The organism is Brasilonema sennae CENA114 (assembly GCF_006968745.1).
GTDB lineage: Bacteria > Cyanobacteriota > Cyanobacteriia > Cyanobacteriales > Nostocaceae > Brasilonema > Brasilonema sennae.
Genome location: NZ_CP030118.1, coordinates 7,118,740 through 7,130,420 on the forward strand (window position 1 = coordinate 7,118,740; position 11,681 = coordinate 7,130,420).

11 protein-coding genes and 1 other RNA gene are annotated in these 11,681 nt (G+C 42.8%); 10 read left to right on the forward strand and 2 right to left on the reverse strand.

The window, feature by feature from the left end; all coding sequences use genetic code 11:
• Positions 1–6: 6 nt before the first annotated feature.
• The 9 genes from ssrS (at position 7) to DP114_RS29655 (ending at position 8,642) form a co-directional block, all read left to right on the forward strand.
• Positions 7–190, forward strand: a non-coding RNA gene (gene ssrS / locus DP114_RS29615) — 6S RNA.
• 402 nt (positions 191–592) lie between these two features.
• Entirely contained in the window at positions 593–1,837 is a 1,245-nt protein-coding gene (locus DP114_RS29620; RefSeq protein WP_169266533.1) for a M16 family metallopeptidase, read from the forward strand.
• An 89-nt stretch (positions 1,838–1,926) separates the two neighbouring features.
• Positions 1,927–3,213, forward strand: coding sequence for a M16 family metallopeptidase (locus tag DP114_RS29625; protein WP_171977821.1), 1,287 nt, complete (start codon positions 1,927–1,929; stop codon positions 3,211–3,213).
• Positions 3,214–3,290: 77 nt separating this feature from the next.
• Positions 3,291–4,424: a peptidoglycan-binding domain-containing protein gene (locus DP114_RS29630; protein ID WP_171977822.1), complete on the forward strand. Its 1,134-nt coding sequence runs from the start codon at positions 3,291–3,293 to the stop codon at positions 4,422–4,424.
• A gap of 119 nt (positions 4,425–4,543) precedes the next feature.
• Positions 4,544–5,182 (forward strand): transaldolase family protein, encoded by a 639-nt coding sequence (locus DP114_RS29635; RefSeq protein WP_171977823.1) that lies wholly within the window; start codon positions 4,544–4,546, stop codon positions 5,180–5,182.
• A 22-nt stretch (positions 5,183–5,204) separates the two neighbouring features.
• Complete coding sequence (locus tag DP114_RS29640) at positions 5,205–6,107, forward strand: alpha/beta fold hydrolase (protein WP_169266537.1); 903 nt, start codon at positions 5,205–5,207, stop codon at positions 6,105–6,107.
• Between the two features lie 207 nt (positions 6,108–6,314).
• Positions 6,315–6,626 carry a CU044_2847 family protein gene (locus tag DP114_RS29645; protein ID WP_169266538.1) on the forward strand — a complete coding sequence of 104 codons (312 nt, stop codon included), beginning with the start codon at positions 6,315–6,317 and terminating at the stop codon, positions 6,624–6,626.
• A 5-nt stretch (positions 6,627–6,631) separates the two neighbouring features.
• Positions 6,632–7,768: a GUN4 domain-containing protein gene (locus DP114_RS29650; protein ID WP_171977824.1), complete on the forward strand. Its 1,137-nt coding sequence runs from the start codon at positions 6,632–6,634 to the stop codon at positions 7,766–7,768.
• Between the two features lie 85 nt (positions 7,769–7,853).
• Positions 7,854–8,642, forward strand: coding sequence for a hypothetical protein (locus tag DP114_RS29655; RefSeq protein ID WP_171977825.1), 789 nt, complete (start codon positions 7,854–7,856; stop codon positions 8,640–8,642).
• A 181-nt stretch (positions 8,643–8,823) separates the two neighbouring features.
• Here DP114_RS29655 and DP114_RS29660 read toward each other — a convergent pair whose 3' ends face one another.
• A complete protein-coding gene (locus tag DP114_RS29660) occupies positions 8,824–9,543 on the reverse strand; it encodes a hypothetical protein (protein ID WP_171977826.1) in 720 nt (239 codons plus the stop codon).
• Positions 9,536–10,174 (reverse strand): ParA family protein, encoded by a 639-nt coding sequence (locus DP114_RS29665; RefSeq protein WP_169266542.1) that lies wholly within the window; start codon positions 10,172–10,174, stop codon positions 9,536–9,538. The genes DP114_RS29660 and DP114_RS29665 overlap by 8 nt, the downstream gene beginning before the upstream one ends.
• A 155-nt stretch (positions 10,175–10,329) precedes the next feature.
• On the opposite strand from DP114_RS29665, the gene DP114_RS29670 reads away from it, so the two are divergent.
• Positions 10,330–11,676, forward strand: coding sequence for a cytochrome P450 (locus DP114_RS29670; protein WP_171977827.1), 1,347 nt, complete (start codon positions 10,330–10,332; stop codon positions 11,674–11,676).
• Positions 11,677–11,681 lie beyond the last annotated feature (5 nt).

Below are 11,681 nucleotides of genomic sequence, written 5' to 3' on the forward strand. Positions count from 1 at the left end.
GGTTTTGTTGCACTGCTACGTTGGTGACTGCCATAAAGTTTTTTGATCTATGCCTTAAGAATAAGGGAGCTTAATAACTCTCGTGGCAGTATACCGGGCAAAGTACCCGGAAACTTTAAACGAGCAGCATCCGTTCCCACCTGGTTTATCCAGGTCATAAACTTAGGTAAAACGGCGTCGCGGTGTACCAAAACATCTAGCTCCCTTGCTCAGTTAAGACATGGGAGCTTTGATTTTTGAATTTCATTCACAATTCATGAAAACTTAAAAAATCGAAAGATAATTTATAAACAAACTTCATATATGTTTGTGCAGAGCTATACACAAAAACTCTTGTTCTAGGCGTCATAATTCATTAAAAAGTTCTCTAACAGGCGACTGGCGTATCTCCTCCGGAGACGCTGCGCGAACGCCGCAAGGCGTGCGCTCTGCGCACACCTGGAGGGTTAAGAGCCCTACTTAAAAGCTTATATAGTAAAAAAATCTGTGTAAAACGATCCAATATAAGGGTGCTAATAAGAGTTAGAATCGCAGAACAAGGCTATATTGTGGTTATAACTGTAAAGAATTGTTAAATAAACTGATAAAGACCGTGTTTCCAGCGTCTGTTTTCAAACTAGACAATGGTTTAACCTTAATTCATCAAGAAATTGCCACAACCCCTGTTGTTGTGGCAGATATTTGGGTACGTGCAGGTGCTAACTTTGAGCCAGAACCGTGGTTTGGTATGGCTCACTTTCTGGAACACATGATTTTTAAAGGTACTGCAAGGGTACCGCCAGGGGTATTTGATCAAAAGATTGAAAATCAGGGTGGGCTAACCAATGCGGCGACAAGCTACGACTACGCTCATTATTCTCTCACGACAGCTTCCCTACATTTAGAAGAGACTTTGCCTTACATGGGAGAGTTACTACTAAATGCAGCAATACCAGAGGATGAATTTACCCGTGAACGAGATGTTGTGCTAGAGGAGATTCGTCAAGCACATGATGATCCAGATTGGATCGGATTTCACGCTCTACTCTCAAGTGTTTATCAACATCATCCTTACGGACGTTCCATATTAGGTAGTGAGGAAGAATTAATGAAGCAATCACCAGAGATTATGCGCTCTTTTCACCGTGCTCACTACCAACCAGAAAACATGACAGTGGTGATTGTTGGCTCAGTAGCTGCAGAATCTGCTTTAAAATTAGCGAACCAGACATTTGTTAATTCTGCTGAACATTGCTGTGACTGTCCTCAAAAAAAGGAGGTGGCGAAGCCGGTTATACCTGGAATTCGTCGTCACGAACTTTCTTTGCCTCGCCTAGAAGTGGCGCGGTTGTTAATGGCTTGGATTGGACCTGGAGTCGAACAGCTAGATACTTGTTGTGGATTGGATTTACTTTCTGTCTTATTGGCGCAAGGACGCACCTCTCGTCTAGTGCGTGATTTGAGAGAAGAGCAACAATTGGTACAGGGCATCTGTAGTCATTTTTCCTTACAACAAGACTCCAGTTTATTTACAATCACAGCTTGGTTAGAACCAAAAGATGTGGAACGTGTCGAATCCTTAATTCGTCTACATTTGCAAGATTTAATTGACAACGGAATCAGGGAACAGGAAATAAAGCGCGCTCAAAGACTCCTGTGTAATGACTTTGCATTTTCTACCGAAACACCAAATCAGCTTGCAGGACTTTATGGATACTACAACACGATTGCTCAAGCTGAATTAGCAGTGGCTTATCCGTCGCAAATTCAATTCTTTGATGCCAAACAACTGCAAAAACTAGCACAAGAGTATCTCTCACCCAATCATTACGTGGTTACAGTACTTAAACCCTCTTAGTCATTAGTCATGAGTCATTAGTCATTAGCATCAAAGACAAATGACGGAAGACAAAGGACAAATAACAAAAGACAATTGACTTAGGACAAATGACAACATCGCAGCAACAATCCCATATCCACCGCACAGTATTGAACAATGGCATTGTAGTCTTGGTGGTAGAAAATCCGGCTGCAGATATTATTGCAGCACGAATTTTTGCCCGCGCTGGTAGCTGTTATGAGAACCCAGAACAAGCTGGGTTAGCATATTTGCTATCAACGGTGCTTACAAAAGGTTGTAATGGACTTACGAGTTTGGAAATTGCCGAACAAGTGGAGTCGCTGGGAGCAAGTTTGGGTGCAGACACTGCATCTGATTATTTTTTGCTTTCGTTGAAGACAGTCACCTCAGATTTTGCACAAATGTTTAGGTTGGCGGCACGAATTTTGCGATCGCCAACATTTCCAGAAGCAGAGGTAGAATTAGAACGGCGTGTTGCCTTACAAGATATTCGCTCACAACAAGAACAGCCGTTTACGATTGCCTTTGATCAACTCCGGGATGTTATGTATCAAAACCATCCTTATGCAAGCTCGGGATTAGGCAATGAAGCCACTATGAGTCGCTTAACTCGCCAAGACTTAGTGGAGTATCATCAGAGACATTTCCGTCCTGAGAATATCGTTATTAGTATTGCTGGACGCATCACACCAGAAAATGCGATCGCTCTTGTGCAAGAAGTTTTTGATGATTGGCAAGCATCCCCCACTCAGCCATTGCCAAAACTAAATTTACCAGAACTCAACGTTGAACCTCAAATCAAGATTACACCTCAACAAACCCAGCAATCTATCGTTATGCTAGGTTATTTGGGATCATCGGTGCGCTCAAGTGATTACGCAGCATTGAAGTTACTATCTACTTACTTGGGAAATGGTCTTTCCAGTCGCTTGTTTGTGGAACTGCGCGAAAAGCGTGGCTTGGCTTACGAGGTATCAGCTTTTTACCCAACACGACTCTCAAGAGCATCATTTGTCGTTTACATGGGTACAGCACCAGACAATACCCAAGTTGCTCTTTCTAGTTTGCGTCAGGAAGTTGATTTACTGTTCACTAGAGAATTAGACGAAGACGCACTCCAAGCAGCAAAAAACAAAATATTAGGACAATACGCCTTGGGCAAACAAACAAATGCCCAAATTGCTCAGATGTATGGCTGGTATGAAATTTTGGGACTGGGAATTGATTTTGATACAGATTTTCAGGAGGCGATCGCATCTTTACGTGCTACAGATGTCAGAACTGCTGCTGACCGATATTTACGGGAACCTTATGTGTCACTAGTGGGTCAAGAACGAGCGGTTCATAGTGCAATTTTAGATTTTAATTCCTAAGACGAATTTAAAATACTGCTACTCTATAGTTGCATTATACGCCAATCAATAGCATGAGATGAGCCAGGGGGATTTCCATGAAAAGCAGTATAAAAACAAATCCGTTAAATGACTCACCGTTTTTCAAGCCATCCGTAAATTCAGGTGGAATGAAAACAGAGCAGAGGTCTCAAGCCCTACTAAATGTCAAGATACTGCTATCCTGCGGAGTATCTCTGCTTCTTGGTTTATCTACAGTCTCGATTGCATCTCAACCACAACAAATAGCACAGACAACTTCCTCTGAAGGCATCAACCGTCCTACTCTCCAAATTGGTAGCAAAGGAGAACGTGTCACGGAACTTCAAGCAGCTTTAAAACTTTTAGGCTTCTACACAGGCACAGTAAATGGGGAATATAACGAAAGTACCGTCGTCGCTGTTTCCCGGTTTCAGGAAGCAGCTGGCTTGAAATCAGATGGCATTGTTGATACAACAACTTGGCAACGACTTTTTCCTGGTGAAACAACAGTTGCATCATCTGGATCATCACCTAATTCTACAAGCAGACCTCCTCTTGCGTCTGGAACTTCTAACACCAATCAAGTTGTTGTTCCTAGTTTAAATTCAACAGATCCAACACCTACAACGACTAATACACCATCTGCTGCGACCTCTAAACCAGAGCCAGCATCTGCAGGACGCAATACAACTGCAACCACCACAACCAGACAAGAGAATTCTAAACCAGAGCCACGCTCTGTGACGCGTAAGACCACTGCAACGACTAGAACCAGAGGAGATGATTCCAAAACAGAACCACGCTCTGTGACGCGCAAGACCACCGCAGGTTCACAGACAACAAACGTACAACAATCAACATCTACCCGCTCTGGTTCGACTCGTTCTGAGCAAAGCATTCGCACTCAGCAAAGCGATCGCTCTGGTTCAACTCGTCCTAGCTCAACCACTCGTACTCAACAAGTTGCTTCAATTCAATATACCTCCGAAGGATTACCCATTTTACGTATAGGAATGCGTGGTCCTGAGGTTGTCAGGTTGCAAAGACGACTGCAAAGACTCGGTTTATTGAATGAGAACGAAGTTGATGGCGATTTTGGCCAATCAACCGAGGCTGCAGTCATCGCTTTACAAAAGCGCAATGGTGTAGAAGCTGACGGTGTGGCTGGTGGAGGAACTTGGGATATTCTTATGAGACGGCGAGGAGGGTGATAATAATTCAAAATTCAAAATTCAAAATTCAAAAAGGTGAATCTCATAACTGCTACCACTCAAGGTTCGGAATGTGAGATTATAGCTGTTGTTGCAACACCTCAAAAAGCGAGACAATCATGGCAATCTATCTGGACTCAGCAATTGTATCTGAAGCTGAAATTGCCAGTAGAATGGGTTGGGTAAAAGGCATCACCACAAATCCAACGCTTTTAGCAAAAAGCGATAACCCACCCGAAACTACGCTGAAAAAATTGACGCAGCTGACTTGTGGACCAGTATTTTACCAACTCATGTCCTCTGATTTTGAAGGTATGCTGGCGGAAGGGAGGAAAGCTTTTGAGATTATTGGCAAACAAACGGTGTTGAAGATTCCAGCAACACCAGTTGGATTTGCTGTAGTGGCGAGTCTCTCGCCAGAAATCACTTGTTCAGTGACAGCGATTTATAGTGCAGCACAGGCAGCAGTGGCACGGGAGGCGGGTGCTAAAATGGCGATCGCCTATGTCAATCGTGCTACCCGTTTATTAGGGGATGGAATTGGTTTAGTACGAGATATGGCTAGTGTACTAACTGGCAGCAACACTGAAATCTTAGCAGCTAGTATTAAATCACCACAAGAAGCCGCAGCATCACTACAAGCTGGTGCTCATCATCTGACTTTACCTTTGTCAATGTTACAAGATATGGCGACTCATGAATTTTCAGACAAAACAGTAGAAGAGTTTGCTAAAAACGGCATTGGTTTAAAGATGTAAAGCTTCAGGTAAACAAAATCCTATGTTTCCAAGTTTCTTACCAACTACAGTTGGCGAACTCACAGAACCTTCCTCAATTGCTCTTGCTCAGAGTATAGAGCAGATTGCTCTGCTGACTCCCTTGAGTACACAACCAATTACTACAACTTATGTGCATCAAGGAAGTGGAAGTACACCTTTGCTGTTGATTCACGGTTTTGACGGTTCTGTGTTCGAGTTTCGCCGCCTTATCCCTCAACTTGCGGTACAAAACCAGACATGGACAGTGGATTTATTGGGTTTTGGGTTCACAGATAGACCAGTTGGAGTTAAGTTTAGCCCCCTCAGCATTAAAACCCATCTCTATTATTTCTGGAAAACCCTAATTAACAAACCTGTGATTTTAGTGGGCGCTTCAATGGGAGGTGCAGCAGCAATTGATTTCACCCTCACTTACCCAGAAGTCGTGCAAAAGCTGGTATTAATTGATAGTGCTGGTTTAGCAGGTGGTTCACCATTAAGCAAGTTGATGATTCCACCTTTGGATAATTGGGCAACTCAATTTTTACGTAATCCGAAAGTTCGGGCAAGTATCTCTCGCGCTGCTTACAAAAATAGGGAGTTAGCGTCACTTGATGCTCAATTATGTGCAGCACTACACCTAGAATGCCCCGACTGGCAGAAAGCTTTAATTGCTTTTACCAAAAGCGGTGGTTACAGTGCTTTTAGATTTAAGAAATTAGCAGAAATTCTGCAACCAACGCTGATTTTATGGGGTGATTCTGACAGGATTTTAGGTATCAGGGATGCCAACAGGTTTAAATTGGCGATTCCAAATAGTAAACTCATTTGGATTAAAGATTGCGGTCATGTTCCTCATTTAGAACAGCCGCAAATGACTGCTCAGCATATTTTAGAATTCCGGGATGACCAGTTGCAGGAGTAGGTTTAACAGCAGATAAGTTGAAACAGATGTAAACCAACGCCCATGTGGGTTTGAAATTTTTTAAGTCTGCCTTTGCGGACTGAGTTTGTGTAGCCGTGAATTCTAGTTGCGCGCGTATATTTTGTGAAGTTGTCTTGGTAAACTTTCCGGAAAAGCTCTGTTATATCGTGTTATTTAATGCATAATTCATCTTAAAAGCAAGTAGTGATGGCTACCAAACTAATCAAGTTAGAGGATGGCACTTTGGTAGAGGTAGAAGTGCCAGAAGACCAAGCCAGACAGATTGCAGGTAGTGCTGCAGATCGGGTTAGTACAACTTTTGACAAAATTAAGCCAATTTTGGTAAAGACGTGTCGTCCCATTGCGGCTGCTTGGCAGGAACTGAATCAAGAGATGCAGATTGAGCAGGCTGAGATTGAAATCGGCTTTAGTTTTGAGGGAGAGGGCAATGTATACGTGACCAAGGCTAAAGCTGGTTCTAATTTAAAGGTCAAACTGGTACTTAAACCCAAGGCTTAACTTCAATGAATGCAAATTTTTCGGAATCTGTGATTTTAATCACCAGCGCAGATCCAGAACGGATTGCAGATCGAGACCGTGGCACAGGGTTTGTTATTCATCAAGATCAACAGACGACCTATTTGTTGACTTGCGCCCATGTGGTAGAGGCGATTGGAGGGTCAGAAAAGGTAAAAGTTGGTGGTCATCCTGCAACAGTAAAAGCTTTGGGTAATACCCTTGGTTGCGACTTAGCTGTATTAGCAGTCAAAAAACACTTGAGTGGACTACCACCACTAAGGCTGGGTGTAGTTGGCAATAAGGGAAGACAATTCTTAACAGCTGGTTTTTATACTGACGCAACAAAGGTAGCAAAGCTTGCAGAAATTAAGGGTAAGTTAGGTGGGAAGCAAAGGATAGATAGTATAGAAGGCGATCGCACTCAAGCCTGGAATTTGCTAATTGATGACGATAGCGAACACGATCTCAAAGCTGGTTATAGTGGCTCCCCTGTAGTTGATCTAGAAAGTGGCTATGTTTTGGGCGTAGTTTCACAGCGAATAGATAATGGCAAGGGGGTAGCTATCTCCATAGAAGCTATTCAAAACATTTGGCACTCAATGCCATATGACTTATTAAAGACCGACAATGTCATTTCTGAGCCGCGAGTAGACTACACGCGACTGCGTGAGTTTTTAGCAGCACGGAAATGGAAACAAGCTGATCAAGAAACGGAAATGCTCATCCTGCAACTTGCTGGTCAAACGGGGAATTTGCTTAATGTTAAATCCATCGAAAAATTGCCATGCTCAGATCTACGCACAATTGATCAGCTTTGGATCAAGTTTTCTGAAGGACGCTTTGGCTTCAGCGTGCAGAAGCAAATCTGGGAGCGTTTTGGAAATAATACTAACACCGAATATCAATTGTATTGTCAGTTTGGAAATCATGTTGGATGGCGCAAGCATGGAAGGTGGTTATGGTATAACCAGATGACCTTCGACCTTTGTGCTCCCAACGGTCATCTTCCACAATGGGGTTTGGAGGCAGTATTGCTTGGTAAAACGATGCAGTGGAAGTGGAATGAGTTTCAAATGTCGCAAGGTTTAGGAGAGCCAGTTTTTAGTAAGTTCTTCGACCAGGTCCACACTTGTAATCTGTAGAATATCAATCTCGTAAATCCTAACAATCATAAGTTGATTAGTTACGACTTTGACAGTTAAAGTATCAGTTTAGGGAGTCAAATACATGAGTCCGAAAGATTCAAGGAATCAAAGGCAAAATGACAATAACCAGAGAAAAAATCCAATGGTTTTTATCTCCTTAATTACCGGGCTAATCATTGCTACTGCAATAGGTGCATCAGTAATTACTGCTGTTATTCTTAAACAGAGTAGTACAGGTGGAAACAACTCTACCGCCTCACCTACGCCCACCGTTGCCGAATTACCTACTACTTCACCCACGCCAACGGTTGCCGCATCCCCTACTGCTTCACCCACGCCAACGGTTGCCGAAACTCCTACAGCTTCACCCACACCCACCGTTACCGAATCCCCTACTGCTTCGCCATCTGGGACTGCTGTTTCTCTTCTTGATACGGAATGTCTTAGTTCTACTCCTGGCGTTGAACAATCTTTAGTAAAGCCGCGTGAACCAAAAAACATTGCTATAGGAGGGGAAGCTTTGCCTGAAATCGCTTATTTGTTTAGCGAAAGTAGTGAGCCTTATCCTTATATTTCCAAGAGTAAAGCTGCTGGAGTGTCATGCGTTCTTAACTCTAAGTTTCGACAATTAAATTTAGTTGTTGGAATAAATGGCAAACACCTTTATGCTCGTCAAGATGATAAGATAGTACTTGACGTAAGTGTTGACAACAAATTAATAGCTACAAAAGATTTGACAATAACGGCAAAGCAAGTTCTAAACATTAATGTTGAGAATGCTCGCAGCGTTGGCATAAAAGCAAGTTGTCTCAAAGAGAATTATAATTCTTATTGTCCTTATGTTGCCTTTGTAGAAATGAGTCTGCGCTAATCTCAACAGTCAGTAAATATTAACTATCACCAGAATATTCAGGCGTGAAATACTGCCTAGCAAATTCTATTTATTCAAGAAGACATAACAAGAAAAATGGCACTGCTGAACTGAAAAATAAGCTAAGGAGTGCCATAGATGATTTGTAAGAATTGATGTTAACTGTACCGATTGAGTGACTTTAATCAAGTAACCACATCGGAGAAGAATTATCATCAGAATCGTTATCCTTGGTTATAGGTCGTCCTTCTGGTAATCTTTGTGCTAAAGGGTATGATTTTTTGTAAGTTTTTGGTACTAGAGCATTTTGCTTGGGCTGTTGTAATGTAGTGATTGTTTCTGTCAGTTGTGAATTAGCTTCTGCGAGTTGTATCGCAGCTTTTTTTGCATCATCAAGCTCTGTTTTCAGGCTTGCTGCTAGTATTTTGTGCTTAGATACATCTAATTCTAAATCAGTGATTTGCTGCTGAAGAGAGGCTTCTTTTTCCTGTGCTTTTTCTAAAGTTTCTTTGAGTTGTTTGACAACAGAAGCTTCTTTCTTCTGTGTCTTCTCCATAGTTTCTTTGAGTTCATTAACAACAGAAGCTTGATTTTGCTGTGTTTTTTCTAAAGTGTTCTTCAACTGTTTCACCAGAGAAGTTTCTTTTTTTTGTGCTTTTTCCAAAGCTTCCTTTAACTCTTTGACAGTTGCTTCTAACTCTGCTTTTGTTGGTGTTGTACGCTTAGACGTTGTTGTTTCAGCAGCTTGTTGTGTCTCCTCTTCATTCTCCGTATCACTATCGGAAGATGTGGAGGAATTATCATCTGCAACAGCATCAACATCAATAGTCGTTTCACCTTCTGATGGTGAAAGTTTTTGTGCTTCTTCTTGTAATAAATCAGAAAGACGTTTTTTAGTCATATTGCCTCCAATCACGCTTTATTTCTTCGGCTACTTGACGGTAGTCTGACTCCGCCTCTCGTGCGTTATTTCCTCGCCATTTGGTTATTGGGACACCCTCAAGTGCAGCTCGTTCGTGCGCTTTGTAGACGCGGATAAAAGCTTTACAAGCAGGAATTCCCATCTCCCTAAGAGTGTTTTGAGCATCTAGCACTTCCCCTAAGCAGCGCGTATCCACCTTCGTCAGCAAAACCCGATGGGCTTTCCCAGTAGGAGTGACGACTTGTTGGATTGTCTCGATTAGGACAGCTAAATCCATTGGTGCACATGGCGTAGGCAAAACCAAATAATCAGCTGCAGCAACAACTGCCGCCAATGCTTCAGAGCGCAGCGCCGGAGGCGTATCTACCATTACTAAATCGTAACCTGTTATTCCTCGTAAATAACCTAAAAGTTTCGGGTCAGTTGATTGTGATAAATCAAATCCCATGCTACTTTCCCCGCGTCCAAACCACCAACTGGCAGAACCTTGAATATCTGCGTCGATTAAAAGAACCTTTTTTTGTTGTGCAAAGGTTGCAGCCAGGTTGACAGCGGTGGTTGTTTTACCGACGCCTCCCTTACCGTTGAGGATAGCGATGATTTTTGGCACTGTTTACTTCCGACACTCTTACACAAAATATAACTCTTGAAGGACAAATGGGGAATCGGCTGATAGAAGGAATAGTTTTACACTCACAGAATCAGACACATCTTGCTTAAAAGAGTCACAATAAAAGCAATCAATGCTCAACGCCACAAGTCTTTATGAGAGCAACTAACAATCTGCCTGATGGACCAAAAATGCCGGTTTTCCTACGCCGGATGAAATTTATTTTTCAGCCGTTGGAATATGCGGATGATTTTGCTAAGGAATACGGTGATAGCTTCACTCTTTGGAGTGGCAATGATTCTCCTATTATTTACTTCAGTCATCCTCAAGCGCTGCAACAAATTTTTAATGCGGATTCCAGTCACTTTTCTGCTGGAAGAGGAAACCGAGGTTTACAATTTTTGCTGGGTTCTAACTCCTTAATTCTACTGGACGGCGATCGCCACCAACGCCAACGTCAACTGTTGACCCCTCGTTTTCATGGTGACCGAATGCGGGCTTACGCCGAAACTATCCGCGAAATCACGCACCAGGTGAGCAACGAGTGGAAGATGGGCAAGCCCTTTAATATCCGTGCGTCGATGCAAGAAATCGCCTTGCGAGTTATTTTGCGGGTGGTGTTTGGCTTAGATGAAGGATCTCGTTTAGAAAAAATTCGACCATTGTTGAGTTCACTGTTGGATTCTATAAGTTCCCCCCTCTTATCCGCTGGCTTCTCTTTTCCGTTTGTACAAAAAGATTTCGGCGCGTGGAGTCCTTGGGGTCGAGTCCTACGCCTGCGACAACAAATAGATGAAATAATTTATGCGCTGATTCGGGAACGTCGCGCCCAATCTGATCAAAATCGGCAAGATATCCTCAGTTTAATGATGTCTGCTCGTTATGAAGATGGTCAACCGATGACTGATGAAGAGTTACGCGATGAGTTGATGAGTCTGATGGTAGCGGGACATGAAACGACTGCTTCAGCATTGACTTGGGCATTTTACTGGATTGACTATTTACCAGAAGTGGGCGACAAGTTGCTAAAGGAACTCAACACCCTCAGTGAGAACCCAGATCCAACTACTGTGACCAAATTGCCTTACCTAACAGCAGTCTGCCAAGAAACCTTGCGGATATATCCGATTGCGATGAATGCTTTTCCTCGGATTGTGCAATTACCAATCAATATCCAAGGTTACACGCTCCCAGAAGGAACACTCATTATCCCCAGTATCTACTTAGCGCACCACAGGGAAGAAACTTACCCACAATCAAGGCAGTTTAAACCAGAACGCTTTTTGGAAAAGCAATTTTCGCCTTATGAGTATTTGCCCTTTGGTGGTGGAAATCGTCGCTGTATTGGGCTGGCATTTGCCCAGTATGAAATGAAACTCGTATTGGCGACAATTTTATCGCGTTTCCAAGTCTCCTTGGTCAATAGGCGTCCCGTGCGTCCTGTGCGTCGCGGTCTTACTGTAGCAACACCACCAGGAATGAAGATGGTTGCAATGCCTTGAACAGT

Coding starts and splice junctions, on each gene's coding strand:
- DP114_RS29650 (WP_171977824.1), top strand. CDS start 6,632: ATGAATGCAAATTTTTCGGAATCTGTGATTTTAATCACCAGCGCAGAT.
- DP114_RS29630 (WP_171977822.1), top strand. CDS start 3,291: ATGAAAAGCAGTATAAAAACAAATCCGTTAAATGACTCACCGTTTTTC.
- DP114_RS29640 (WP_169266537.1), top strand. CDS start 5,205: ATGTTTCCAAGTTTCTTACCAACTACAGTTGGCGAACTCACAGAACCT.
- DP114_RS29655 (WP_171977825.1), top strand. CDS start 7,854: ATGAGTCCGAAAGATTCAAGGAATCAAAGGCAAAATGACAATAACCAG.
- DP114_RS29635 (WP_171977823.1), top strand. CDS start 4,544: ATGGCAATCTATCTGGACTCAGCAATTGTATCTGAAGCTGAAATTGCC.
- DP114_RS29660 (WP_171977826.1), bottom strand. CDS start 9,543: ATGACTAAAAAACGTCTTTCTGATTTATTACAAGAAGAAGCACAAAAA.
- DP114_RS29645 (WP_169266538.1), top strand. CDS start 6,315: ATGGCTACCAAACTAATCAAGTTAGAGGATGGCACTTTGGTAGAGGTA.
- DP114_RS29625 (WP_171977821.1), top strand. CDS start 1,927: ATGACAACATCGCAGCAACAATCCCATATCCACCGCACAGTATTGAAC.
- DP114_RS29670 (WP_171977827.1), top strand. CDS start 10,330: ATGAGAGCAACTAACAATCTGCCTGATGGACCAAAAATGCCGGTTTTC.